Origin of the sequence: Gordonia sp. (in: high G+C Gram-positive bacteria) (genome assembly GCF_047606305.1) — a bacterium.
Classification (GTDB): domain Bacteria; phylum Actinomycetota; class Actinomycetes; order Mycobacteriales; family Mycobacteriaceae; genus Gordonia.
Genome location: NZ_JASGER010000043.1, coordinates 13,051 through 37,043, shown reverse-complemented (window position 1 = coordinate 37,043; position 23,993 = coordinate 13,051). Strand labels below are relative to the sequence as shown.

Below are 23,993 nucleotides of genomic sequence, written 5' to 3'. Positions count from 1 at the left end.
CCGGCGAGCCGCTAGGCGAGACGGTGTATCGAGACCCGGTGAGCAGATGTCGGAACGATCGCTCGGCCATCCCGAATATGGCACGGTAGAGACATGCCGCCTCGTCACGCCGCCATCGACGATTCCCCGACGTCCGCGGGGATCGCAGCCAGCGCCACCGACCTGACGAAGGTGTACGGCGAGGGGGACACCGCCGTACACGCCCTGCGTGGGGTGAGCGTCGACTTCCCGGTCGGCGAGTTCACCGCGATCATGGGCCCGTCGGGGTCGGGCAAGTCGACGTTGATGCACTGCCTCGCCGGGCTCGACAACCCGTCGTCGGGGCAGGTCCTGATCGGCGACACCTCGCTCGACGGGCTCGGCGACAAGGCGATGACCGTGCTGCGGCGCGACCGCATCGGGTTCGTCTTCCAGTCGTTCAACCTCGTGCCGACGCTGACCGCGCGGGAGAACATCACGCTGCCGTGCGACATCGCCGGCCGCGACGTCGACGAGCAGTGGATGGACGCGGTCGTCACCCGCCTGGGCCTCACCGACCGCCTCGACCACCGGCCCAGCGAACTGTCCGGCGGCCAGCAGCAGCGCGTCGCCTGCGCGCGGGCGCTGGTGGGTCGGCCGGCCATCATCTTCGGCGACGAGCCGACCGGCAACCTCGACTCCCGCTCGTCGGGCGAGGTGCTCTCGATCCTGCGCGCCGCGACCGACGAGTTCGACCAGACCGTCGTCATCGTCACCCACGACCCGCGCGCGGCCTCCTACGCCGACCGCGTCGTCTTCCTCGCCGACGGCCGGATCGTCAACCAGCTGCGCAACCCGGACGCCGACGGCGTCTTCGAGGTGATGCGCCACCTCGACGACGCGGTCGCCCCCGACGACGACCCGGACACGACGGTGCTGTCGGTCAACGGTGAGGCCGGCGGCGACGCGGTGACCGAACGGATCCGGCGGGAGGACGACTAGCCGTGGCATCGGTCATGCGCCGGGTCTCGGTGCGCAACCTGGCCGCCCACAAGGTCAGGCTCTTCCTCACCGTCTTCTCGGTGGTCCTCGGCACGTCCTTCGTCGCCGGGTCGATCATCTTCACCTCGAGCATCTCCAACGCGTTCACCAGCATCTTCGACAAGACCGCGCAGGGCGTCGCAGTGCAGGTGTCGCCGGACAACCCGTCGCAGGTCGCCGCGTCGGGCGCACAGGTGAGCCCCGGCGTGCCGAACACCGTCGTGGACACGCTGCGCGCCAACCGCGCGAAGCTCGGTTACGACCGCCTCGCCGTCAACTACAACGGCCTCGTCGCCGTCGCCACCGCCGAGGGCAAGGCGCTGCAGACCGGGAACGCGCCGAGCATCGGCACCACCTACCTGCCGCCCGACCGTGCCGTCGCCAAAGGCGAGAACACGATCCTGCCCGGTGGCCGCGGCCCGCAGCGCGCCGGCGAGATCGCCCTCAACTCGACCGCCGCCGAGAAGGCGGGGCTGAAGGTCGGCTCCACGACGCGCGTCGTCGCCGGCCAGGGCACCGCCGAGCCGCAGAACGTGACGGTCGTCGGGCTGCTCGACTGGCCGTTCGAGGTCGGCGGTTTCGTCAACGTCGCCTTCGACGAGCAGACCGCCCAGCGGCTCTACTCCGACGGGAACCACGCCGGGACCGTCACCCTGTCCGCGCAGCCGGGCGTCTCCGACGCCGAGCTGCAGCAACGGGTGCGCGCGCTGCTCGGCCCCACCAAGTTGAAGGTCCAGACCGGCGCGCAGGTGCGGCAGGAGAGCAAGGACGCGATCAACAAGTTCCTGCAGATCTTCACCTACATCCTGTTGGCCTTCGCCGGCATCGGGATCATCGTCGGCACCTTCATCATCTACAACACGTTCGCGATGATCGTCGCGCAGCGCAATCGTGAACTGGCCCTGTTGCGGGCCGTGGGCGCAAGCCGCACCCAGGTGTCGCGGTCGGTGCTGACCGAGGCGTTCATCGTCGGGTTGCTGGGCGCGGTCATCGGGCTGGCGGTCGGCATCGGGCTGGCGGCCGCGCTGCGGGCCATCGCGATCGCCACCACCGGACTGCCCAACGGCGGGTTGCGGATCACCCCGACCGCGGTGCTCGCCGCACTGGCGGTCGGCATCGTCGTCACCATGCTCAGCGCATGGTTGCCGGCCCGACGGGCGGCCCGCGTCGCGCCGGTCGAGGCGATGCGCGCGACCATGGCCGAGCCGCGGTCGCTGCACACCCGGACCGTCGTCGGCGGTGTCATCGGGTTGCTGGGGATCGTGCTGACGGTCGTCGCCGCACTGCACCAGGGAGTCGTCCCGGCGGTCGCCGTCGGTGCGGGCGCGGTGCTGCTCATCGTCGCGGTCGTGCTCATCGCGCCGGCGTTGTCGCGCCCGGTCATCGCGGTGATCGGGGTGCTGACCCGCCCGTTCGGCAAGATCGGCCAATTGGCGCGGACCAACGCGGCACGCAATCCGCGACGCACCGCGGCCACCGCGTTCGCCCTCACCATCGGCCTGATGCTGGTCGCGGTGATCGGGACGCTGGGTTCGACGTTCAAGGCGACCGTCGACGACGCGTTGGACAAGACCGTGCGCGCCGATTTCTTCGTCACCGGCGTGAACAACGGCCCGGTGCCGCCGCCGGTGCTGGCCGCCGTGCGCACCACCGAGGGAGTCTCCTCGGTGGTCGGCGCGGGGCTGGTCGTCTCCACCATCGACGGCAAGCAGGTGATGGGCCGCGGCGTCGTCGGCGGCAAGCTCAGCGACATGGTCCACTACAAGATCGTCGACGGCGGCGACGTGACGCCCGGCGGGATGCTCGTCGACGCACCGACCGCCCGCGCCCAGGGCTGGACCCCGGGCACGACGGTCGACTTCACCCGCGGCGACGGCAGCACCGTCGAGGTGCCGGTGACCGGGGTGTACGAGCGCAACGACGCGCTCGGACCGTGGCTGCTGGGCACCGCCGCCTACGACCGGGTCATGCCGCCGGCGACGCAGATGTTCCTGGGCGTGTGGGCGCGAGCGGCACCGGGCACCGACAAGGCGACGCTGCAGAAGCGGCTGACCGACGCCACCGACAAGTACCTGACCGTGCAGGTGCAGACCGAGGACGAGTACAAGAGCTCGGTCTCCTCGCTCATCGACCAGATGCTCGGCGTGCTGTACGCGCTGCTCGGGCTGGCGCTGCTGGTGGCCGTGCTCGGCATCATCAACACCCTGGCGTTGTCGGTGGTGGAGCGCCGCCAGGAGATCGGCATGCAGCGGGCCATCGGGATGGTCCGCGGCCAGGTCCGGCGGATGGTCTACCTGGAATCGGTGCTGATCGCGGTGTTCGGCGCCCTGCTCGGCGTGCTGCTGGGCAGCGGGCTGGCGATCGCGGTGGTCCGGACGCTGCGCGAGTGGGGGATCGGCAGCCCGGTGCTGCCGTGGACCCTCATCGCGGTGACGCTCGTCGGGGCGGCCGTCGTCGGCGTCGTCGCCGCGGTGTGGCCGGCGATCCGCGCGGCGCGCACCAAGCCGTTGGACGCGATCGCCGGGGAGTGATCCGGCGGGTTCGGGCGTGATGCGGGCGAGCCGTGCAGAATGGTCGCATGACGTATCAGAACGATCCGAATGATCCTTTCGCGTCCTCGACGCGACGGTTCGATCCGGACAATCCGACCAGCGCGTACCCGGCGGACCAGTACCCCGGCACCCAGCAGTACCCGGGCACGGCGCAGTACCCCGGTGAGTACACCACCGCCACCCAGTACGGCTCCGGCGGCGGGGGCGGCGGCATGGACCGTCGCACCAAGACCCTCATCGCGGCGGTCGTCGGCGCCCTGCTCGCGATCCTGCTGGTCGCCTTCCTGATCACGGTGACCGGCGGTCACGGCCGCGACGACGCGAGCCCGGCGGTCAGCTCGTCGACGACGTCGGAGACCGACACGACCAGCTCGGAGACCACCAGCGAGACGCCGTCGACCACCAAGACCGAGACGACGGCGCAGACCCCGGCCGGGCAGGTCGTGTACCGGTTGGTCGGCGACGGGGACCTGATCGTCGTGCGCTACACCGAGGACGGTGTGCCGATGACGGTCGCGACGGTGCGCTCGCCCTGGTCGGTGACCACCTACGCCTCCGACGGCCAGGCCAGCCTGAACGCGATCGTCGTGCGCGGGTCGGTGAAGTGCCAGATCCTGTCCGGCGGCAAGGTGATCGCCGAGGGCCAGAGTTCGGGCGGGCCGCTGAGCTGCGCGGCGGTGGTGCCGGAATGACCGTATTCCAACGAGTGGCGGCGGCGGCCAACCGCGTGGTGATCCCGCTGATGTCGGCGCCGGTGATCGGCGGCGCCCTGGGCAAGTCGATGACCGAGGTCTCCTACACCGGGCGGCGCAGCGGCAAGCACGTCAAGCTCGTGGTGGCCTACCAGCGCCGCGGCGACGAGGTGCTCATCGGCGTCGCCGCGCCCGACCAGAAGTCGTGGTGGCGCAACTTCTACCCCGACGGCGGGCCGATCACGCTCCACCTGGACGGTCGTGACCGGACGGGTTTTGCCGTTGCGCGCCGCGGTCCGAAGGGGACGTCGGTGAAGGTCACGCTGGACTGAAATGACAAAGCGGCCCGAGGGGTGTTCCCCCTCGGGCCGCTTTGGGTCAGTCGGCTTGTGGCCGGCTACATCTCTTCGGCGCCGATGAGAGCGGCATCGTCGGCGACCGGGTCGTGGTCCCGCTTGCCGGTGCGCACCAGCGACACGACGGCGACGGCGATGACGCAGTAGGCCGCGGCGAACCAGAACGGGGCGGTGGGGGTGCCCAGCCACACCGGGAGATGGGCGACGAGGATCGCCGACGTGGCACCGCCCAACCAGCGCAGGAAGCTGTAGCCGGCGCTGGACACCGAGCGGGGGGTGTTGGCGTCACCGCTGGACATCGCGACGCTGGTGAACAGGGTGTTCAGCACGCCCGACGGGAAGCCGGACAGGATGACGGCGAGGCCGATCAGCGACACCGAGTTCAGCCCGGCGCCGATGGCGGCGAGCGCCATGATCACGGCGTAGACGCCGATCGCAGTCATCACGCCGGCCTTCTGGCCGATGGCGTCGGCGATGCGCGGGGCGAGGAAGACGCCGGACAGGGCGGTCAGGACGCCCCAGCCGAAGAAAACGAAGCCCGCGCCGATGGGGCCGACGCCGCCGTGTCCGTGGGCCTTGTTGGCGATCGACAGGGCCAGCGGGGCCCACGCGACGATGGTGAACAGGGCGCCGGTGTAGAAGGCCGAACCGACGCCGGTGACCAGCAGCGTGCGGTTGCGCAGGGCCTTGAACGGGGCGGAGAAGCCGACCGGGGTGCGGTCGGTGTGCGGGCCGTCGGCGGGCAGCATCCAGGCGCACAGGATGGCACCGATCAGCATCAGGACGGCGGTGCCGCCGAAGGGGGCCTTCCAGGAGAACGTGCCCAGCAGCGCGCCCAGCAGCGGGCCGACCGCCAGGCCGACGCCGAGCGCCGCCTCGTACAGCAGGATCGCGCCCTTCTGCCCGCCCTTGGCCTGGCCGACGATGAAGGCGAGCGCGGTCGCCATGAACAGGGCGTTGCCCAGACCCCAGAACACGCGCAGGGCGATGAGCTGGTCGATGTTGGAGCCGAAGGCGCTGAGCCCGGCGGCGAAGACGATCAGCGCGAGGCCGACGGTCAGGGTGCGCTTGGGGCCGAAGCGGTAGGCGGCCCAGCCGGTGATCAGCATGGCGAACACCTGGACGCCCAGGTACACGCCGAACAGCAGGGTCAGCTTGGACTCGGGGGCGTGCAGCGCCTCGGCAATGGTGTTGAGGATCGGGTCCACCAGGCCGATGCCCATGAAGGCGATGATGGCGGCGAAGGCGGTGACCCAGACGGTGCGCGGCTGCTGGCGGAAGACCTCCATCAGCGACGGGTGCTCGTCGTGGTGCGGGGGAGGGGTGGCGGGCGAGGGCGTGGTTGCGCCGGTGTCGTCGATCGTGGCGGTCACGGTTCGGGGTTCTCCTTAGTGGTGCTGGTGCCCGGGGTGTTCTCGAGCAGTCGTTGCAGCTCGTCGAGCGCATCGGCCGCGTCGGCGAGGGCGTGCTTCTTGTCTTCGGGCAGTTGTCCGAGGGCGGTGGCGAGGGCGTCGTCGCGGCGACGGCGGACCGCCTCCACCTGGACGCGCCCGGTGTCGGTGAGCTCGACGAGGACGGCGCGACGGTCGTCGGGGTCGGGACGCCGGTCGACGAGGCCGACCTTGATCAGCCCGTCGACGAGGGCGGTTGCCGTTGGCATCCGGATGCCCTCGCGCTCGGCCAGGGTGCCCATGCGAAGCGGCCCGTAGAAGAGCAGCGTCGAGAGTGCCGAGGCCTGCGCTGCGCTCAGTTCGGCGACCGGTGCCCGGCGGCGCAGGGCGAGGTACAGACGCGTGATCGCGGGGCGGAGGTCCCGGGCCAAGTCGTCGTTGGAGCGCATGGCTCCAGGTTATTACTTAGGTTTACGAAATAAAAGCTGGGAGAGGGTGATGCTCGCCACGGCGCGCTCCCCGAATCTGCTCGCGCTCCATCGATCGGCGGAGCGCGACCGCAATCAGGGAGTAGGCGGCTAGGGGATCAGCCAGTCGAGACTGAGGGCGTCCAGCCAGGCGTCCTGGGCGAGGCAACGATTCTCGTAGACTCACACAGAAGTCGGGATTGTGAATCCGCGAGTGAGGTGCCGATGAGGAGCATTGCGCGCAGAGCCAGCTACACACGTCGTGGTTGGCTTGCCGCTGCGGTTGGCGCTGGAACGATCGCGCTGATTGCTGGATCAGTCGCACTATTTGTGAACATGTATGTCTTCGTGAACTGCGTGAGCGAAACCGATAGATCCGAAGGAACCGCCAACTTCAACTTGCTCGTTTATCTCAGCATCGCAGGCGCTATCGGCTTCCTCGTGGTTTCCCTAGTACTCGGGGCGTACGGGTCGAGATATCTGGGCGTCGCGGGCGCTCTCGTGTTAGGTGTGATCGTCGCAGTGTTCCTGGTGTGGCTCCTAGTTGACCGCCAATCGGGCTCCCTTTGCCCATCAGGCCTTCCGCCGGGATGGCCGTCATGGATGCGTGGGGCGCTCTAGCGTCGGAGGCGCATGACCGCGACTCTGCAAGATCCAGTTGGACCCGTGAAGATGGGGATGCGCCCCGTCGCACCTCGTTAAGCGCCGATGGTGACACCAAGAAGCTCCTGGATCTCTTCAAGGTGGACGAGGAGGGGGCGTTCAGGGCACCAGGGCATTGCGATACCAGTGAGCGGTTGGGTGCTGCGAATCGCGAAGGGGCGTTTCGTGTAGCTCTGGCGCCCCAGGATGAGCAGTTCGCACAGGCCGGTATCGCTGAGCTTGAGCTTCGCACCTCGAATCTCGGTGACCTCGAAATCCAGCGTCGACCAGAGAGTGCGACCGCGCACCCGCACACATCCGCGGTTGAATTCGGCAACCCGGGGAGCGAACCACCGATGTTTGTGAACATCGAGACCGTTCGGGCGTCGCGTGTAAGGACGGCGGCTGAGTAGACGGTTGGGGCGGTACCGAAATGCTAGTGCGAGTCCGGTGACGATGAGAGCGGTGCCCACGGCGATGGCGGAAGCCGAAGCGTCCGCGCTCACCATCAGTGCGATACCGCTCGCGACGAAGAACAGCAGGAATATTAAGGCCCACACACTGGCGCGGAGGTTGCCGGTGCGTACGAGGGCGATCACTATGGGGCTCAGGTCGCTCGCCTTCTCGTAGGCGTTGCGCGGTGTGTACCTCTCGGGAGGTACGGGCCGGCCGACCTTGGGAATGGATGCCAGGTGCTCCAAGCGAAGCAGCATGACCGCGTAAAGCGCCCACGGAAGAGCGAAAGCGGTGGGGCCTTCGGCCATTGCGGCAACGATTGAGAAGATCGCGGTCGCGGGCAGCATGATCCAAAGCGATCGACGGCTAAGAGCCGAGCCAATGATGAGGCCTGACCCGGCGAAGAGAACCAACCAAATCAGCCAGACAACCCCCAGCACAGAATCAGACACGCTGCCACCGGCCATTCACGACAACAGAGTCTAAGGAGCTATCGGCTTGTTCAAGTGACTCGGGAAGTCGGCTACGAGCGTCGTCGGTTCACGATCCACAGCACAGGGATACCGATGACCACGGGCACGATCATCAGGAACTTGACCGCGGCGAAGGGCGCCGACCAGGTGCCGTTGTGCTGGAGCAGCGCCGCATCCTCGACGTAGTCGCACATCGCCGCGGCAACCGTCATCACGACGAAGGCGCTCGCGATCCGGTGGATGCGTTCGGTCCTGGCCCGAGAGCGCAGCATCAACGCGAGCGCACCCAACACCAGCGTGTAGCCGACGATGAAGCCGAAGTCGGCGCGCACGGCGCGGTCGAGGACCTCGGCGCGATCACCGGGATCGCCGGAGAACTCGTACGACAGGATGTCCTTGTCATAGGCGCGCGGGCCGAAGACCGCGGCAAGCACCAGGCCCACCACAAGCGCGGCGATCAAGGCGGGGGTGAGGCGACGGTTGGTATCCATCCGGCCATCATCGCGCACCGCCACGGTGCTCGGGTCGGTACTGTCGATCCGTGCCCACCGCATTGATCACCGGAGCCAGCCGCGGCCTGGGAGCCGAGATCGCCAAGGCCCTCGCACCAACCCACGACCTTCTGCTCGGCGGCCGACCGTCGTCGGAGCTCGACGACCTCGCCGCGTCGCTGAATGCAACGACCTTCGCGGTTGAACTGACCGACTATGCCGCCGTCGCCACCGCAGTGGAGGGGATCACCGAGCTCGACGTCCTGGTCCACAACGCCGGCATCGCGTCGAAACTTCAGCCGATTGCCAAGACTCCCGTCGAGGAATGGCACCGGCTTCTCGAGGTCAACCTCGTCGCCGCCGCCGAACTCACCCGACTCCTGCTGCCGGCGCTGCGCGCGGCCGACGGCCACGTCGTCTTCATCAACTCGGGCGCCGGGATGCGCGCCAACGCCGGGTGGGCGCCGTACGCCGCCAGCAAGTTCGGTTTGCGGGCGCTCGCCGATGCGCTGCGGCTCGAGGAGCCGGGATTACGCGTCACCTCGATCTTCCCCGGGCGCATCGACACGGAGATGCAGCGCGACATCGTCGCCATCGAGGGCGACGAGTACGCACCCGAGAAGTTCCTCGACCCGGGCACCGTCGCCGCTGCGGTCGCCGCTGCGGTGGGCACGCCCGCTGACGCGCACCCCGTCGAGGTGGTGCTGCGGCCGACCGGCCGTCGGTAGGAGCTAGACCTGCTTGAGGTCGGTGGCCGGATCCCAGACGGCGCGCATCGACTTGATCTTGCCGTTCTCGTCGAAAACCATGATGTCGACCGGCTGGATCTCGAAGCCCGAATCGCCCGCCTTGGTGAAGAGGTGGAACTCGAAGACCGCGGTGTCACCGACGACCTTCTTCCACTTCAGCGTGGCCTTGTGCTCGTCGAGGTTGCAGATGAGTCCGTAGAACTCGACCAGCTCGTCGCGCGTCGAGCGCAGCGGTGCACCGATCGGGTCCTCGACGCTCGCGCCCTCGGCGTAAAGGTCGGCGATCTGCTCCGGCGTACCGTCGGTGAGCAGGTCGATGTAGGAGTCGACGACGCTGTTGATCGTCGCGGTCAGGTCGGCGGCATCAGCCATCTGGGTGTTCTCCTCGAATGACAAAACTAGAACAGGTTCTAGTCACCGTAGCAGCAGGATGGTGTTTGCTTAGAGTGTTCGCGGATCTACGACCAAGGAGGGCAGATGTCGGCTGACGACACCCCCTCGTCGTGGACCGCGCCGAACGTCGATCCCGCGACTCCCGCAGGCGCGCCGGTGGATGCAGAGTGGCAGGAGGTGCGGGGGTCTCGATACACCGTTCCGGGGTCTCGATACACCGACTCGCCTAGCGGCTCGTCGGCACTCGACCACCAAAGAATGTCGGCACTCGACCACCGATTGCCCGAGCCCCAACCGTCGGTCCAGGCGGGCCTGGCCGCTCACAAACCCGGGTCGGTGCCCCTGCGTCCCCTGCGGCCTGCCGACATCCTCAGCGGGTCGGTCGGCGCCCTCGGTGGCAACCTCGGCATTGTGGCCCTTGCGTGGGCGATCGTCTGGGTCCCGGCCATCGCCGTTGCGGCAGCGGTCTTCCACGTCGAGACGACCATGGGCACGGTCGCGATCAGCATCGCCGCCCTCGTCGGACCGGTCGTGTTGACCGGCCTGCTCGCCGCACCGATGCACGCGCGCGCGACCGGCACGCCGATGTCCTTCCGCACCGCGCTGGGCATCCTCGGCAACCGCGCCGTCGGCCTGCTCACGCTCGACCTCGTCAGCGCGGTCCTGCTCGCCGGTCCCGCGATCGTCGTCGGCTTCCTCCTGGTGTGGCTGGTCAAAGGGACCGTGTTCTCACTCCTCGTGCTGGCGCAGCCGTTCCTGCTCGCCGCGGTGGTGGCGGTCTACCTCTTCCTCGCCACCCCGGCACTGCTGGCGCAGACCGTCGTCGCCGTCGAGGGCGGACCGCTCAGCCGCTGCGTGCCGCGCGCGCTCGGGTTGTTCGGCCGCGGCGCCCTCCGCCAAACAGTCCCCACGCTCTTCGGCGCACTCATGCTCACCAGCATCGCCTATGCGGTGTTCATGCTCTTGGCCGCCAACTCGTCGTTCCCACCGCGACTGGGCATGCTCGTCGGCGCCGCCCTGGTGTCGCCGGTTGTCGCCGGCTTCGCCGTCATGACCTACGTCGACGCCCGGATCCGGCAGGAGGCCTTCGACGTCGAGCTGTTGGCCGCGGAGGCGGCCCGATGAGCACGACGATCCTCGCGCTGGACCCGGACAACCCGACCGCGCGCCGCTGGCTGCTCGACGAGCTGTCCAAGTCGCGGTACCTCAAGCCGGAGGCGCCCAAGTCGAAGCCCAAGGAGGAGAGCCACACCTTCGACTGGCTGCAGAACCTCTTCAACGGCGGCTGGCCCAAGACGATCGGCGTCATCCTGCTCATCCTCCTGCTGATCGCGGCCGCCTACATCGCCTACCGCGTGTGGCGCGAGACCCGACCGCGCGACGAGCGGGCCGGCGACGGCGAGCCGGGCGCGGTCCTGGGCGGCGTCATCGGCACCCAGGAAGAGTTCCGACAGGCTGCCGCCGCGGCACTGGCCGCCGGCGACTACGACGGCGCCGTCGTCAACGCCATGCGCGCCATCGCGCAGACCGCCTCGGACCGGACGTTGCTGCTCGGCGCCCAGTCGGCCACCGCCCACGACGTCGCGCGCCGCCTGCGCCACGTGTTCGGCGCCCAGGCGCTGGCCCTGCACTCGGCCGCCGACGCCTTCGACGCCGTCGCCTACGGCGGTCGGCACGCGAGCGCCGACTCCGCGTCGGCGCTGGTCCACCTGGACACCGACCTGCGCGACACCAAACCGACCGGCTTCGTCGACGACGAGCTGGCCGAGATGTCCCTGCCCCTGCTGCCGCCGGTGAACCGATGAGCGCCCCCGTCGCGGCGCCGCTCGCCCCCGTACCCCCGTCAACCCCGCCGACCGGTGAGAAGCCGAGCGGGTCCAAGCGCACGGTCGCCATCGTCGTCGGGCTGGTCCTGCTGGTCATCGGCCTGGTGGTGGCGCTGGCGATCGCGGTGATCGTCGGCGGTGGGAAGGTCGGGCCGCAGGACAAGAACTTCCGCCCCGGCGACCCGGCCAACTACGGCGTCGACGGCGGCGCAGCCCTGGCCGAGACGCTCAAGACCCACGGCGTGAAGGTCACCGTCGCCCGCACCCAGCGCCAGGTGCGCGACTTCTCCGACGCCTCGTCGAACACCGTGGTCGTCGTGTCCGGCGCGGGGGAGGCCTCCAAGGCCACCTCGCGGATCCTCCTCGCGAAGTCGCGGGGCGCCAAGCGGATCGTGCTGCTCGGCCCCACCAACACGATGCTGCCGGCGTGGGGCGTCGACGCCGACGTCTCCAACATCTACGCCACGACGGCCGGCCCGGCCGGGTGCAACGTCGCCGGGATCCACCCGGAGGACTCCGCCGGCTACACCGACTATGCGATCCGCGTGCTGAACGCCGGTGCGGTCGGCTGCTTCCGCACCGCGGGATCCTCGCCCGGTGTGCCGGGTTCCCCGTCGGCGGTGGTCGTGCTCCCGGCGACCGGGTCGCGACCGGAGATCGTCATCATGCCGCAGCTCTGGTTCACCAACAACGAGATCCTCAACGCCGACCACGCGGGCATCGGCGTGCGGGTCCTCGGCGCGGGGTCGGCGGTCAACTGGTTCGCCCCCGACCAGAACGACAAGAACAACGACGACGACGCCCCCAAGCCCAAGGCGGATCCGAAACTCAAACCCGACGTCCCGCCGTGGGTGTGGCCGATGATCTGGCTCGGCTTCTTCGTCATGGTCGCCGTCGGCATCTGGCGCGGCCGCCGCTTCGGCCAGCTGGTCGCCGAGCCGCTGCCGGCGGTGGTGAAGGCGGCCGAGACGACCGAGGCCCGCGGCCGGCTCTACCAATCCTCCGGCGATGCCGCCCGCGCCGCCGCGCAACTGCGGGAGCATGCGCTGCGGACCATCCCCCGACGACTCGGCGTCTCCCGCCACGCCCCGATCGACGACATCGTCGCCGCCGTCTCCCGCGCCACCGGCCGCGCACCGGGCGAGATCCACGCCCTGCTCGTCGGACCACTCCCCACGGGCGACGCCGGTCTCGTCCAGTTCGCCGCAAACCTGTCCACCCTTGAAGAGGAAGTCAGACCCGCACTATGACTCAACCGAACACCGATTCCGACCGGGCCCGCGCCGCACTGTCCGCGGTCCGCGGCGAGGTCGCCAAGACCGTCGTGGGACAGGATTCGGCGGTCGCCGGCATCCTCATCGCCCTGCTCTGCCGCGGCCACATCCTCCTCGAGGGCGTGCCCGGCGTCGCCAAGACACTGCTCGTGCGCTCGGTGGCTGCCGCACTCGACGTCGACACCAAGCGCGTGCAGTTCACCCCCGACCTCATGCCCGGCGACGTGACCGGCTCCCTGGTCTTCGACAACGCGACCTCGGAGTTCACCTTCCGCGAGGGCCCGGTCTTCACCAACCTGCTGCTCGCCGACGAGATCAACCGCACGCCGCCCAAGACGCAGGCGTCGCTGCTCGAGGCCATGGAGGAGCACCAGGTCTCCATCGACGGTGTGCCGCGCGCCCTGCCCGAGCCGTTCGTCGTCGCCGCCACGCAGAACCCCGTGGAGTACGAGGGCACCTACCCGCTGCCGGAGGCCCAGCTCGACCGCTTCCTGCTGAAGGTGACGCTGCCGCTGCCGCCGCGCGAGGACGAGATCTCGATCCTGTCCCGCCACGCCGCCGGCTTCGACCCGCGCGACCTCGCCGGCGCCGGCATGACGGCGGTCGCCTCCCCCGACGACATCGCCGCCGGTGTGGCCGCGGTGCGCCAGGTGTCGGTCGCCCCGGCCGTCCTGGGCTACATCGTCGACATCGCCCGTGCGACCCGCATGTCGCCGTCGCTCTCGCTGGGCGTGAGCCCGCGCGGCGCGACCGCCCTGCTCGCCACGAGCCGGGCGTGGGCGTGGCTGTCCGGACGCGACTTCGTCACCCCCGACGACGTGAAGGCGCTCGCCCAGTCGACGCTGGCCCACCGCCTCGGCATGAGGCCCGAGGCGGAACTGGAAGGCGTGTCCGTCTCGGCGGTACTCGACGCCGCGATCAACTCCGTGCCCGTCCCGCGCTGATGTTCGTCACCGGCCGCTTCGCGCTGCTCGTCGCCCTCGGCGCCATCCCGGTGCTGATCTGGCCGTCGGGCGCGACGGTGTGGGCGTGGATCGCGATCGCGGTCGCGTTGTTGCTGCTCGACGTGCTGGTGGCCGGCCCGACGTCGGCGGTGACGGTGACGCGCGCCAAGACCGCACCCATCCGCCTCGGCGAGCACACGACGACCCGGCTGTCGGTCGTGAACTCCTCGGGCCGTCGCTACCGCGGTCGCCTCCGCGACGCGTGGCAGCCGTCGGCCGGCGCCGGCGCGACCGCCCCGGTGCACCAGCAGAAGGCCCGCGACCCGGGCTTCGTCGCCGACCTCGCCGCATGGTGGGAACGGGTGCGGCTCGACCTGTCCGGCGACCCCGCTCCGCCGGGCCCGCTGAGCAACCGGCGGAACCTCTCGCTGGCGCCGGGGGAGCGGGAGTTCTTCGACGTCGGCCTGCAGCCCACCCGCCGCGGTGACCGGCTCGCCATCCGGATCACGCTGCGCCGCAACGGGCCGCTGGGCCTGGGCGGTCGACAGCGCTCGCTGTTCCTGCCCGGCTCGGTGCGCGCCCTGCCCGCCTTCGACTCGCGCAAGCACCTCCCGTCGCGGCTGGCCTCGCTGCGCCAGCTCGACGGTCGGTCGGCGGTCCGCACCCGCGGTCAGGGCACCGAATTCGACTCGCTGCGCGACTATGTCGAGGGCGACGACGTCCGCTCGATCGACTGGCGCGCCACCGCCCGCCGACGGGCGACGGTCGTGCGCACGTGGCAGCCCGAGCGCGACCGACACGTCGTGCTGGTGCTGGACACGTCGCGGACCTCGGCCGGGCGCATCGGCGACCAGCCGCGCCTGGACGCCGCGATGGACGCCGCCCTGCTGCTCGCCGCCTTGGCATCGCACGCCGGCGACCGCATCGACTTCATCGCCGGCGACCGCGTCATCCACAAGAAGGTCCGCGCGACGCGGCGGGTCAACCTCCTCAACGAGATGGTCACCGCGATGGCGCCGCTGGAACCGGCGCTGCTCGAGGCCGACTGGGGGTTGCTGGGTGCCGAGGTGGCGAGGTCAGTGGGGCAGCGCGCGTTGGTCGTGCTGCTCACGCCGTTGGAACCGGCCGCCATCGCCGAGTCGCTGCTGCCGACGCTGGCGGTGCTGGCCCAGCGCTACCAGGTGGTGATCGCGTCGGTCTCCGACCCGACCCTCGACGACATGCTCGCCGAGCGCGGTGACTCCACGTCGGCCTACCGGGCGTCGGCGGCCGCCCGCACGCTCACCCAGCGCGAGGAGACGGCGGCCGTGCTCGCCCGGCTCGGCGTCGCGGTGATCGACCGCGGGCCCGAGGACCTCCCCCCGGCGCTGGCCGACCACTACCTGTCACTGAAGGCGCGCGGGCTGCTGTAGCCCGTCAGGCGGCGACGGGGGCCTGCGAGCCGCGGTCGATCTCGCTCTCCAGGTCGCCGGTGGCGCCGTCGAGGTAGGCCTTGCGGCCGAGGATGAAGACGTAGGCCAGAAAGCCCAGCCACGCGGTGAGGCCGATGCCGATGCGCAGGAACGTCGGGAGCGGCGACGGCGTCACGAAGGCCTCGATGATGCCGCAGACCAGCAGCAGCACCACCAGCCCCAGGCCGATGGAGACCGCCGTGCGGCCCTCCTGCGCGAGGGCGGCGGTGCGGGTCCGGTGGCCGGGGGCGACCCATGTCCAGAACAGCTTCAGGCCGATGCCGCAGGAGATGAACAGACAGGTCAGCTCCAGCAGCCCGTGCGGCAGGATCAGGCCGAAGAAGACGTCGGCGCGGCCGTTGTCGATCATCACCGCGGCCGCCTGGGCCACGCCCAGCACGTTCTCGTAGAGCACCCACACCACGGGGAAGAAGAAGATGCCGAAGGCCAGTGCCAGCAACGCCAGCCGGAAGTTGTTGGTCCACACCTGGAAGGCGAAGTACTGCGCCTGGTGGTCGGTGTAGTAGTCGGCGAAGGCGTGGTCGACGTAGTTCTTGCCGCCCGAGCGCTGCAGCAGCCACGCCATGGTGGTCGGGTGGTTCAGGCACCAGACGGTGATCAGGGTCATCACGACGAACGAGCCGACCATGATCGGCACCCACCACCACCGCAGGCGGTAGAAGCCGGCGGGCAGGGTGCGCGTCAGGTACGTCGCGACCGTCGACCAGGAGAACGGTCGGGAACCGGTCGCCCGGAAGCGGGCGCGCGCCACGAGCGTCGAGAGGTATTCGACGGTCTGCGCGTCGGGGGCGGTCGAGCGAATGACGGACAGGTGGGTGGCCGCGCGCTGGTACAGGTCGAGCAGCTCGTCGGACTCCGCGCCGGTCAATCCGCGGCGTCGCACCAGGTCGTCGAGCCGATTCCACTCGGCCCGGTGTGCGTCGAGATAGGCGTCCAAGTCCACGGCTCACACCTTAGTCAGCGGTCCGAGCCGGTGTCGGCTCATCGAATCGTCGCTAGAGTCGTGGGCATGTCCCGCCCCGCCCCCGGCCCCTATGCGGTGCCGCCCGCGCCGCTGCGCCCGCTGCCGCCGCCGGTCGCGCCGTCGCACAGTGGGACCAAGGGCGTCGGGCGCGACGACTTCGTGTCGGGCGAGGCGGTCGCCCTCGACCTGCCGCCGGGGAACATCGGGCTGCGGACCCTGTCCGGCCTGATCGACTACGTCATCGGCTGGGGGCTGTTCATCGCCGGACTCATCGCCTTCTTCGAGATGGTGTCGCGGGTGCGCATCGACGGCGCCTTCGGGATGGGTCTGCTCCTGATGTGGAACCTGACCTGCTTCCTGCTGCTGCCGATGACGGTCGAGACGCTGACCCGCGGCAAGACTCTCGGCCACCTGATCTGCGGGCTGCGGACCGTCAACGACGACGCCGCGCCGATCACCGCGCGGCAGGCCTTTGCGCGGGCGCTCATCGGCATCCCGGAGATGTACTACACCTTCGGTGTGCCGGCGCTGGTGACCGCGGCGATCAACGCCAAGCACAAGCGGCTCGGCGACCTCCTGGCAGGCACCTACGTGATCCGGGACCGGTTCTCCGCCCCGACCGCCCAGCACGTCGTCATGCCGCCCGAACTGGCCGAATGGGCGTCGACCGCCGACCTGGCGCCGCTTCCGCCGACATTGGCCAACGGGATCCGCGGGTTCCTGATGCGCTTCCCGACGTACACGCCGCAGGTGCAGGCGGTCACCGGGCAGCAGTTGATGAACCAGGCGCTGCGCTTCGTCTCGCCGCCGCCCCCGCCGTCGGCGCGCCCCGAGCGCGTGCTCGAGGCCATCGCCGCCGAGCGCTACAAGCGCGACGCGGAGCGGATCGGGCGCAACCAGCGGCTGCGCGAGGCGCTGTTCACGCCGTCGCGGTAGCGGCTACTTGAGGTCGGCGCTCGACTTGCCGAGGATGCGGCGCGAGATGATCAGCTGCTGGATCTGCTGGGTGCCCTCGAAGATGTCGAGGATCTTCGAGTCGCGGGCCCACTTCTCGAGCAGCATCGTCTCGGTGAAGCCGACGGTCGCACCGACCTCGACCGCCTTGTTGGTGATGTCGGTGACGGTGCGCCCGGCCTTGGCCTTGGACATCGACGCCTCGACCGAGTTGGGCTCGCGGTTGTCCATCATCCAGGCGGCGCGCAGGGTGAGCAGCCAGCTGGCCTCCCAGTCCGACTCGAGGCGGATGAACTCGGCGACCGCGGCGTGCTGCGCGGCGGCGGGCTTGTCGTAGTCGATCTCGTGCCCGGCCTCTTCGATGAGCCGGCGCATCTCCTCGAGGGCCGCGCGTCCCACGCCGACGGCCATCGCGGCGACGACGGGCCGCGTGTTGTCGAAGGTCTGCATGACCCCGCCGAAGCCCTTCTTGGTGTCGATCTCCGGCGAGCCGAGCAGATTCTCCTTGGGCACGCGGACGTTGTCGAAGACGACGACGGCGGTGTCGGAGGCCTTGATGCCGAGCTTGTGCTCGAGGCGGGCGACCGTGACGCCCGGGGTGTCCATCGGCACGACGAAGGACTTGATCGCGGCGCGCCCGATCGAGCGGTCCAGCGTCGCCCACACGACGACGTGGCTGGCGCGCGAACCGGCGGTGACGAAGATCTTCTCGCCGTTGATGACGTAGTCGTCGCCGTCGACGGTGGCGGTCGTGGTGACCGCGGCCGAGTCGGAGCCGAAGGACGGCTCGGTGATCGCCATGGCGGCCCAGACGTCGCCAAAGCGCTCCAGCTGCTCGGGGCTCGCCACCGCGGCGATGGCCGCGTTGCCCAGGCCGCGGCCGGGGATGGAGAGCATGAGGGCGACGTCGCCCCAGCTCATCTCCGCAGCGGTCAGGACACCGCGCAGGTTGGCGCCGTTGACGGTGTCACCGGCGGCCGGCTTCTCGCTGCCCTCGGCCTTGTCGCGCTCGGCGGCCTGCTTGGCCAGCTTGGCGAAGTCGTCGAGCTCCACCGGGTACTCGTGCTCGGCCTTGTCGTACTTGCGCGAGATCGGCCGGAAGATGTGCTCGGCGGCGAGGTGTGCCTGCTCAGCGGCGGAGTTCAGCTTCTCCGGGAGCTCGGTGTTGATAGCCATGGCCGATACCTTACTCGGCGGTAAGGTTCTGCGTCCAGTGGGTCCCGCGAGGGGATTGTCGTCGCGCGGTCACGATCGTCGACGCGCGATGACAATGTGCCCGCGGGAGCCGAACGCGCACACCGACGTGTGGAACCACCAGGCTGGGGTCGTGCGTCTAAGGGGCATGTACCCGAAGGACCGATACGGTCTCGTCCGCCGACAGGCGGCCCTGGCGGCCGACATCTCCGACCACGAACTCCGCGCGGCGGTCGGCTCCGGCGAACTGATCCGCCTCACGCCCGGAGTGTTCGTCGTGGCGGGCGAGGAGTTCGACGGTCCGCGGGGCGCCGACCGGCTCTACCGCCTGCGGTCGATTGCCGTCGCGACGTCGGAGGCGAGCGGCGGCCACCCGCTCAGCCACGCGTCGGCCGCCGCCGTCCACGACCTGGCGCTGCTGCGCCCGGATCGCCGACGCGTCCACCTGACGAGTGGTGCCGGTCGCGGTGGCAACGTCAGCGACGACCGGCATCTGCACTCCTCACTGCTGGCACCGGGGGACGTCACCGACGTCGACGGCATTGCCACGACGTCGCTGGCGCGCACCGCCGTCGACATTGCAACGTCGGGCGACTTCGCCCAGGCGGTGACCGCCTTCGACGGTGTCCTGCGGGCCGGGGTGGAGCGCGACCACCTGGCCGAGGTGTTGGCCGGCCGGCGCTACGGGGTGCGTGCAGCGCGGCGCGGATTGCAGTGCGCGCACCGCGGCGGCGAGAGCGTCGGAGAATCATGGAGTCGCGCGCAGATGATCGATGCGCGGCTGCCGGTTCCCTTGCTCCAACGCGAGTTCCGCTGTCCAAGTGGGGTCTATCGGTGCGACTTCTGCTGGGGCGACAGTCTGATCGGCGAATTCGACGGAATGGTCAAGTTCGGGCGCCTGCGCAGGCCGGGCGAGAGCGTCACCGATGCCGTCGTGCGCGAGAAGCGGCGCGAGGACGAGCTGCGCGCACTCGGGTTCATGGTCGTCCGCTGGACCTGGAACGATCTCGTGCGCGGCACACTGGAGGCGCTGCTCCGACCGTGGCTGATCCGATTCGGCCTCCTGGCCGCCTAGTCGCGCGTAGGAATTGTCATCGCGCGGCCACGATCGTCGACGCGCGAGGACAATTCCAACGCGCGAGCGCTAGTCGAGGGCGCCGCTGAACTGGCTTTGGTAGAGCCGGTAGTACGCACCCTTGGCCTCGAGCAGTTCGTCGTGCGTGCCCTTCTCGACGATCCGCCCGTGCTCCATGACGACGATCGTGTCCGCATCGCGGATCGTCGACAGTCGGTGGGCGATGACGAAGGAGGTGCGGTCGCTGCGCAGCGCGGCCATCGCCTGCTGGATCAGCAGCTCGGTGCGGGTGTCGACCGAGCTCGTCGCCTCGTCGAGGATGAGGATCGTCGGCTTGGCCAGGAAGGCGCGGGCGATCGTGATGAGCTGGCGCTCGCCGGCGCTGACGCCGCCACCCTCCTCGTCGATGATCGTGTCGTAGCCCTCGGGCAGGGTCCGCACGAAGTGGTCGACGTGGCTGGCGCGCGCCGCCTCGAGGACCTCCTCGCGGGTGGCCGCCGGATTGCCGTAGGCGATGTTGTCGTAGATGGTGCCGCCGAACAGCCACGAGTCCTGCAGCACCATGCCGGTGCGCGACCGCAGATCGCGGCGCGTCATCGCGCGGGTGTCGACGCCGTCGAGGGTGATCGCCCCCTCGTCGATGTCGTAGAACCGCATGATCAGGTTCACCAGCGTCGTCTTGCCCGCGCCGGTGGGCCCGACGATGGCGACGAGGTGACCGGGCTGCGCGAGCAGGGACAGGTCCTCGATGAGCGGCACGTCCGGCAGATAGCGGAAGGACACGTCGGAGAACTCGATGCGGCCGTGGTCGACGTCCGGGGTGTCGGGAGCGGACGGGTCGGGCAGCTCCTCGTCGGCGTCGAGGATGTCGAAGATCCGCTCGGCCGACGCGACGCCGGACTGCATGAGGTTGAACATCGACCCGATCTGGGTCAGCGGCTGGGTGAACTGGCGCGAGTATTGGATGAAGGCCTGCACGTCGCCCAGGCTGAGCGACCCGGACGCGACCTTCAGCCCGCCGACGACCGCGACCACGACGTAGTTCACGTTCCCCAGGAACATGATGGTCGGCATGATGATCCCGGAGATGAACTGGGCCCGCCAGCTCGCCGCGTAGAGCTTCTCGTTGCGCTCGTCGAAGGACTGCATCACCTGTTGCTGGCGGCCGAACACGGTCACCAGCTCGTGGCCGGTGAAGGCCTCCTCGATCTGGGCGTTGAGCTTGCCGGTGGAGGACCACTGCTGCAGGAAGTGCGGCTTGGAGCGCTTGGCGATGAGCGCGGTCGCGATGCCCGCGGCCGGGATGGTCAGCAGCGCGATCACCGACAGCAGCGGCGAGATCCACAGCATCATCGCCAGGATGCCGATCACGGTCAGCACCGAGTTGAGGAACTGCATGATCGTCTGCTGCAGCGTCTGCGACAGGTTGTCCAGGTCATTGGTCACGCGGCTGAGCAGGTCGCCGCGCTGCGCCTCGTCGTAGTAACGCAGCGGCAGTCGGTGGACCTTTTCCTCGACGTCCGCGCGCAGGCGCGTGATGGTGCCGACGACCACGATGTTCAGCAGGTACGACGCCAGCCAGCTCAGCAGGCTCGCCCCGATGTACAGCCCGAGCACCCAGGCGAGCACGTGGGCGACGGCGCTGAAGTCGACGCCGACGCCGGGGGTCAGGTTCATCGACGCGACCATGTCGGCGAAGGTGCCCTGGCCCTTGGCGCGCAGCCCGGCGACCACCTGGTCCTTGCTCACGCCCGCGGGCAGCCGCGCGCCGATGACGCCGTTGAAGATGAGGTCGGTGGCGCGACCCAGGACGCGCGGGGCCACCGACGTCGCGACGACCGATCCGACGATCGCGAGCAGCACCACGACCATCGCGATCCGGTAGTGGCCCAGCAGCCCGATGAGCCGCTTGATCGACGGTCCGAAGGAGCGCGCCTTCTCCGCCGGGCCGGCGGCCATCATGCCGGGCCCGCCGCGGCCGCCGCCGCCGCGCGTCACGACGCACCCCCGGCGTTGACGGCGAGCTGGGATTCGGCGATCTCGGCGTAGGTGGGGCAGTCGGTCAGCAGGTGCTCGTGGCGGCCCTTGCCGACGATGTGCCCGTGGTCGAGGACGATGATCTGGTCGGCGCCGGAGATCGTCGAGATGCGCTGGGCGACGGTGATGGCGGTCGCGTCGCGGGTGACCGGTTCGAGCGCCTCCCGCAGCCGGGCGTCGGTGGCGACGTCGAGCGCGGAGAAGGCGTCGTCGAAGAGGTAGACCGACGGTCGCCGGACGACGGCCCGGGCGATCGCCAGGCGTTGGCGCTGGCCGCCGGAGACGGTCGTGCCGCCCTGCGCGATGGCCGACTCCAGGCCGTCGGGCATCTCCCGGACGAAATCCTCCGCCTGTGCGATCCGCAGCGCCTCCCACAGCTCCTCGTCGGTGGCGTCGGCCTTGCCGTAGCGCAGGTTGGAGGCGACGGTGCCGGAGAACAGGTAGGGCCGCTGCGGGACGAAACCGATGACCGAGCGCAGCAGGTCCGGGTCGAGTTCGTTCACCGCGACACCGCCGACGCGGACCTCGCCGCCAGTGGTGTCGATCAGCCGCGGGATGAGCGAGAGCAGCGTCGTCTTCCCCGAGCCGGTGGAGCCGACGATCGCCGTCGTCGTGCCGGGTGCGGCGTCGAAGGTCAGGCCGTCCAGGACGGGCTCCTGGGCGCCGGGGTAGGCGAAGGTGGCGCCGCGGAAGGACACGGTCGACGGGTCGCCGGTGAAGGCGAGCGGGGCGGCGGGCGGGTTGACGCTCGAACGGGTCTGCAGGACCTCCATGATCCGCTCGGCGCACACGGCCGCGCGCGGTGCGGTCATCGCCAGGAACGACGCCATCATCACCGCCATCATGATCTGCATGACATAGCTCATCAGCGCGGTCAGCGCCCCGATCTCGAGGTGGCCGTCGACGATCTGGTGGCCGCCGAACCAGATGATGCCGACCATCGTGAGGTTGGTGATCCCCATGACGATCGGGAACATCAGCGCGAACATCCGGCCGACCCGCAGTGACGCGTCGGCGAGGCTGTTGTTGGCGGCGGCGAAGCGGGTGATCTCCTCCGGCTCGCGGACGAAGGCGCGCACCACGCGGATGCCGGTGATCTGCTCGCGCAGCACCCGGTTCACCGCGTCGATGCGCTCCTGCATGGCGCGGAAGCCGGGGATCATCCGGCCGATGATCAGGGCCATGAACACGCCGAGGACGGGGACCGCGACGGCCATCAGCCACCACATCCCCGGTGCGACCCGGATGCTCATGATGATGCCGCCGATCGACATGATCGGGGCCATCACCAGGAGGCTGACGCTCATCACGGCGAGCATCTGGACCTGCTGCACGTCGTTGGTCGTGCGCGTGATCAGCGACGGCGCGCCGAATTTGCCGACCTCCCGCTGGGAGAAGGAGTTGATCGTGTGGGCCAGGTCGTGGCGGATGTCGCGGCCGGCGCCCAGCGACGTGCGGGAGCCGAAGTACATCGACGTCACGCTGCAGGCGACCTGCACGAGCGTGACCGCGAGCATGATGGCTCCGGTGCGCAGGATGAAGTGGGTGTCACCCTTGGCGACGCCGTCGTCGATGATGTCGGCGTTGAGCGTGGGCAGGTACAGCATGGCGCCGGTGGCGATGAGCTGCAGCACGATCACGATCGCGATATTGCGCTTGTATCGGGCCAGATAGATGCGCAGGAGGCGGATCAGCACCCCGCCGACGGTACTGGTAAAACGGGGTGCGCGCCACGAGATTTACCGGCTCCCACCGGGAGGGAGTCGGCTAATCGGACAAATCCGACTTACTTGAGCGCGACCGCGGCCTCGCCGGTGTAGACGAGGAAGGTGAAGGACTCGATGAAGTACAGGTTCACCACGTCGGCGTCGTGCGAGTCGTAGCCGATCGACACGTCCTGGCCGATGGTCATCTCGAAGTCGCCGCCGCGCGTGGAGATGACATACGCGTCGTCGAGCGCCGGCGCCCAGAGGATCTCGCCGTCGACCAGCTGGCGCTGCAGGTGCTGGCGCACCGGGTAGCCGTGGTCGGAGGTCTCGCTGATCGCGTTGTAGAGCTTGGTCGAGGCCACCATCGAGTACGGGCGGTCCACCGACTCGAGCTTCAGCGCCGACAGCGCCTCGGCCAGTGCCTGCGGGTAGTCGGCGACGTCGGCGGGCAGCTTGATCGGGCCGAGCGCCTTGGAGCCGATGCCGTCGATGCCGGCGGCGGTGTAGCCCTCGAAGATCGCGCGGTCCTCGGCCAGCGCCAGGTCGCGGGCGGCGTCGCGGACCGGATCCCAGTCCGAGTCCTTGGCGCCGCGGTCGACGTTGTCGATGGACTCGCGGGTGACGGTGAACGGCACGCGCAGCTCGACGAGCGACTGCGAATCGCGCAGCGACGCGTGGATGCCCTCGGCGGGCGAATCGATCTTGTGCGTCTTGCCGGTGCCGACCGACGCGGCATCCAGGCCGAGCGGGCCGACCACGTCGACGAGACGACGGCCGGCGACGTTGCGCTTGAAGGAGCGCGACGCCTCCTCCTCGATCTCCTCCCACGCGGCCGACGAGATGGGGGCGAGTTCGCGGTGCAGGTTGTTCATGGGTTTCCTCT

General features: G+C 69.7%; 22 protein-coding genes. 12 read left to right on the top strand and 10 right to left on the bottom strand.

Features of this window, described 5'->3' with window-relative positions; genetic code table 11:
* The first annotated feature begins 93 nt into the window (after window positions 1-93).
* The 4 genes from QM634_RS06465 to QM634_RS06450 are packed head-to-tail and all read left to right on the top strand — an operon-like array spanning window position 94 to window position 4,575.
* Window positions 94-960 carry an ABC transporter ATP-binding protein gene (locus QM634_RS06465; RefSeq protein WP_415041948.1) on the top strand — a complete coding sequence of 289 codons (867 nt, stop codon included), beginning with the start codon at window positions 94-96 and terminating at the stop codon, window positions 958-960.
* A gap of 14 nt (window positions 961-974) precedes the next feature.
* Window positions 975-3,530: an ABC transporter permease gene (locus tag QM634_RS06460; protein WP_415041957.1), complete on the top strand. Its 2,556-nt coding sequence runs from the start codon at window positions 975-977 to the stop codon at window positions 3,528-3,530.
* Window positions 3,531-3,577: 47 nt separating this feature from the next.
* Window positions 3,578-4,243, top strand: coding sequence for a hypothetical protein (locus QM634_RS06455; RefSeq protein ID WP_415041947.1), 666 nt, complete (start codon window positions 3,578-3,580; stop codon window positions 4,241-4,243).
* Window positions 4,240-4,575 carry a hypothetical protein gene (locus QM634_RS06450; RefSeq protein ID WP_415041946.1) on the top strand — a complete coding sequence of 112 codons (336 nt, stop codon included), beginning with the start codon at window positions 4,240-4,242 and terminating at the stop codon, window positions 4,573-4,575. The genes QM634_RS06455 and QM634_RS06450 overlap by 4 nt, the downstream gene beginning before the upstream one ends.
* A 65-nt stretch (window positions 4,576-4,640) precedes the next feature.
* Here QM634_RS06450 and QM634_RS06445 read toward each other — a convergent pair whose 3' ends face one another.
* From QM634_RS06445 to QM634_RS06430, 4 genes are all read right to left on the bottom strand, one after another.
* On the bottom strand, window positions 4,641-5,888 hold the full coding sequence (locus QM634_RS06445; protein ID WP_415041956.1) for an MFS transporter: 1,248 nt from the start codon (window positions 5,886-5,888) through the stop codon (window positions 4,641-4,643).
* 80 nt (window positions 5,889-5,968) lie between these two features.
* A complete protein-coding gene (locus tag QM634_RS06440) occupies window positions 5,969-6,439 on the bottom strand; it encodes a MarR family winged helix-turn-helix transcriptional regulator (protein ID WP_415041945.1) in 471 nt (156 codons plus the stop codon).
* Between the two features lie 716 nt (window positions 6,440-7,155).
* Window positions 7,156-8,022 (bottom strand): hypothetical protein, encoded by an 867-nt coding sequence (locus QM634_RS06435; protein WP_415041944.1) that lies wholly within the window; start codon window positions 8,020-8,022, stop codon window positions 7,156-7,158.
* 56 nt (window positions 8,023-8,078) lie between these two features.
* Window positions 8,079-8,543, bottom strand: a complete 465-nt coding sequence (locus tag QM634_RS06430; protein WP_415041943.1) for a hypothetical protein — start codon at window positions 8,541-8,543, stop codon at window positions 8,079-8,081.
* A gap of 26 nt (window positions 8,544-8,569) precedes the next feature.
* On the opposite strand from QM634_RS06430, the gene QM634_RS06425 reads away from it, so the two are divergent.
* Window positions 8,570-9,247, top strand: coding sequence for an SDR family oxidoreductase (locus tag QM634_RS06425; protein ID WP_415041942.1), 678 nt, complete (start codon window positions 8,570-8,572; stop codon window positions 9,245-9,247).
* A gap of 3 nt (window positions 9,248-9,250) precedes the next feature.
* On the opposite strand, the gene QM634_RS06420 is transcribed toward QM634_RS06425, so the two are convergent.
* A complete protein-coding gene (locus tag QM634_RS06420) occupies window positions 9,251-9,640 on the bottom strand; it encodes a nuclear transport factor 2 family protein (RefSeq protein ID WP_415041941.1) in 390 nt (129 codons plus the stop codon).
* A 279-nt stretch (window positions 9,641-9,919) separates the two neighbouring features.
* Here QM634_RS06420 and QM634_RS06415 point away from each other — a divergent pair, with 279 nt between their 5' ends.
* From QM634_RS06415 to QM634_RS06395, 5 genes are read left to right on the top strand one after another with little or no spacing between them, the layout of a single operon-like run.
* Window positions 9,920-10,786: a hypothetical protein gene (locus tag QM634_RS06415; RefSeq protein ID WP_415041940.1), complete on the top strand. Its 867-nt coding sequence runs from the start codon at window positions 9,920-9,922 to the stop codon at window positions 10,784-10,786.
* Window positions 10,783-11,466, top strand: coding sequence for a DUF4129 domain-containing protein (locus tag QM634_RS06410; protein WP_415041939.1), 684 nt, complete (start codon window positions 10,783-10,785; stop codon window positions 11,464-11,466). Before QM634_RS06415 ends, QM634_RS06410 begins: the two co-directional genes overlap by 4 nt.
* Complete coding sequence (locus QM634_RS06405) at window positions 11,463-12,737, top strand: DUF4350 domain-containing protein (RefSeq protein ID WP_415041938.1); 1,275 nt, start codon at window positions 11,463-11,465, stop codon at window positions 12,735-12,737. The genes QM634_RS06410 and QM634_RS06405 overlap by 4 nt, the downstream gene beginning before the upstream one ends.
* Window positions 12,734-13,705, top strand: a complete 972-nt coding sequence (locus QM634_RS06400; RefSeq protein ID WP_415041937.1) for an AAA family ATPase — start codon at window positions 12,734-12,736, stop codon at window positions 13,703-13,705. Before QM634_RS06405 ends, QM634_RS06400 begins: the two co-directional genes overlap by 4 nt.
* On the top strand, window positions 13,705-15,117 hold the full coding sequence (locus QM634_RS06395) for a DUF58 domain-containing protein (RefSeq protein WP_415041936.1): 1,413 nt from the start codon (window positions 13,705-13,707) through the stop codon (window positions 15,115-15,117). The genes QM634_RS06400 and QM634_RS06395 overlap by 1 nt, the downstream gene beginning before the upstream one ends.
* A 4-nt stretch (window positions 15,118-15,121) precedes the next feature.
* Here QM634_RS06395 and QM634_RS06390 read toward each other — a convergent pair whose 3' ends face one another.
* On the bottom strand, window positions 15,122-16,120 hold the full coding sequence (locus QM634_RS06390) for a stage II sporulation protein M (RefSeq protein ID WP_415041935.1): 999 nt from the start codon (window positions 16,118-16,120) through the stop codon (window positions 15,122-15,124).
* Window positions 16,121-16,186: 66 nt separating this feature from the next.
* Between QM634_RS06390 and QM634_RS06385 the strand changes: the two genes are divergently transcribed.
* Window positions 16,187-17,077 (top strand): RDD family protein, encoded by an 891-nt coding sequence (locus QM634_RS06385; protein ID WP_415041934.1) that lies wholly within the window; start codon window positions 16,187-16,189, stop codon window positions 17,075-17,077.
* A 3-nt stretch (window positions 17,078-17,080) separates the two neighbouring features.
* On the opposite strand, the gene QM634_RS06380 is transcribed toward QM634_RS06385, so the two are convergent.
* Window positions 17,081-18,271, bottom strand: coding sequence for an acyl-CoA dehydrogenase family protein (locus QM634_RS06380; protein ID WP_415041933.1), 1,191 nt, complete (start codon window positions 18,269-18,271; stop codon window positions 17,081-17,083).
* A 166-nt stretch (window positions 18,272-18,437) separates the two neighbouring features.
* Between QM634_RS06380 and QM634_RS06375 the strand changes: the two genes are divergently transcribed.
* A complete protein-coding gene (locus QM634_RS06375; RefSeq protein WP_415041932.1) occupies window positions 18,438-19,364 on the top strand; it encodes a hypothetical protein in 927 nt (308 codons plus the stop codon).
* A gap of 69 nt (window positions 19,365-19,433) precedes the next feature.
* Here QM634_RS06375 and QM634_RS06370 read toward each other — a convergent pair whose 3' ends face one another.
* The 3 genes from QM634_RS06370 to QM634_RS06360 form a co-directional block, all read right to left on the bottom strand.
* Entirely contained in the window at window positions 19,434-21,326 is a 1,893-nt protein-coding gene (locus QM634_RS06370; protein ID WP_415041955.1) for an ABC transporter ATP-binding protein, read from the bottom strand.
* A gap of 32 nt (window positions 21,327-21,358) precedes the next feature.
* Window positions 21,359-23,098, bottom strand: coding sequence for an ABC transporter ATP-binding protein (locus tag QM634_RS06365; RefSeq protein WP_415041931.1), 1,740 nt, complete (start codon window positions 23,096-23,098; stop codon window positions 21,359-21,361).
* Window positions 23,099-23,187: 89 nt separating this feature from the next.
* A complete protein-coding gene (locus QM634_RS06360) occupies window positions 23,188-23,982 on the bottom strand; it encodes a family 1 encapsulin nanocompartment shell protein (protein ID WP_415041930.1) in 795 nt (264 codons plus the stop codon).
* Window positions 23,983-23,993 lie beyond the last annotated feature (11 nt).

Bases quoted from the DNA above. Each gene is read 5' to 3' on its own strand.
- QM634_RS06465 (WP_415041948.1), top strand. From the start codon at position 94: ATGCCGCCTCGTCACGCCGCCATCGACGATTCCCCGACGTCCGCGGGG.
- QM634_RS06460 (WP_415041957.1), top strand. From the start codon at position 975: ATGCGCCGGGTCTCGGTGCGCAACCTGGCCGCCCACAAGGTCAGGCTC.
- QM634_RS06455 (WP_415041947.1), top strand. From the start codon at position 3,578: ATGACGTATCAGAACGATCCGAATGATCCTTTCGCGTCCTCGACGCGA.
- QM634_RS06450 (WP_415041946.1), top strand. From the start codon at position 4,240: ATGACCGTATTCCAACGAGTGGCGGCGGCGGCCAACCGCGTGGTGATC.
- QM634_RS06445 (WP_415041956.1), bottom strand. From the start codon at position 5,888: ATGGAGGTCTTCCGCCAGCAGCCGCGCACCGTCTGGGTCACCGCCTTC.
- QM634_RS06440 (WP_415041945.1), bottom strand. From the start codon at position 6,439: ATGCGCTCCAACGACGACTTGGCCCGGGACCTCCGCCCCGCGATCACG.
- QM634_RS06435 (WP_415041944.1), bottom strand. From the start codon at position 8,022: ATGGCCGGTGGCAGCGTGTCTGATTCTGTGCTGGGGGTTGTCTGGCTG.
- QM634_RS06420 (WP_415041941.1), bottom strand. From the start codon at position 9,640: ATGGCTGATGCCGCCGACCTGACCGCGACGATCAACAGCGTCGTCGAC.
- QM634_RS06415 (WP_415041940.1), top strand. From the start codon at position 9,920: ATGTCGGCACTCGACCACCGATTGCCCGAGCCCCAACCGTCGGTCCAG.
- QM634_RS06410 (WP_415041939.1), top strand. From the start codon at position 10,783: ATGAGCACGACGATCCTCGCGCTGGACCCGGACAACCCGACCGCGCGC.
- QM634_RS06405 (WP_415041938.1), top strand. From the start codon at position 11,463: ATGAGCGCCCCCGTCGCGGCGCCGCTCGCCCCCGTACCCCCGTCAACC.
- QM634_RS06400 (WP_415041937.1), top strand. From the start codon at position 12,734: ATGACTCAACCGAACACCGATTCCGACCGGGCCCGCGCCGCACTGTCC.
- QM634_RS06395 (WP_415041936.1), top strand. From the start codon at position 13,705: ATGTTCGTCACCGGCCGCTTCGCGCTGCTCGTCGCCCTCGGCGCCATC.
- QM634_RS06385 (WP_415041934.1), top strand. From the start codon at position 16,187: ATGTCCCGCCCCGCCCCCGGCCCCTATGCGGTGCCGCCCGCGCCGCTG.
- QM634_RS06380 (WP_415041933.1), bottom strand. From the start codon at position 18,271: ATGGCTATCAACACCGAGCTCCCGGAGAAGCTGAACTCCGCCGCTGAG.
- QM634_RS06375 (WP_415041932.1), top strand. From the start codon at position 18,438: ATGTACCCGAAGGACCGATACGGTCTCGTCCGCCGACAGGCGGCCCTG.
- QM634_RS06370 (WP_415041955.1), bottom strand. From the start codon at position 21,326: ATGATGGCCGCCGGCCCGGCGGAGAAGGCGCGCTCCTTCGGACCGTCG.
- QM634_RS06360 (WP_415041930.1), bottom strand. From the start codon at position 23,982: ATGAACAACCTGCACCGCGAACTCGCCCCCATCTCGTCGGCCGCGTGG.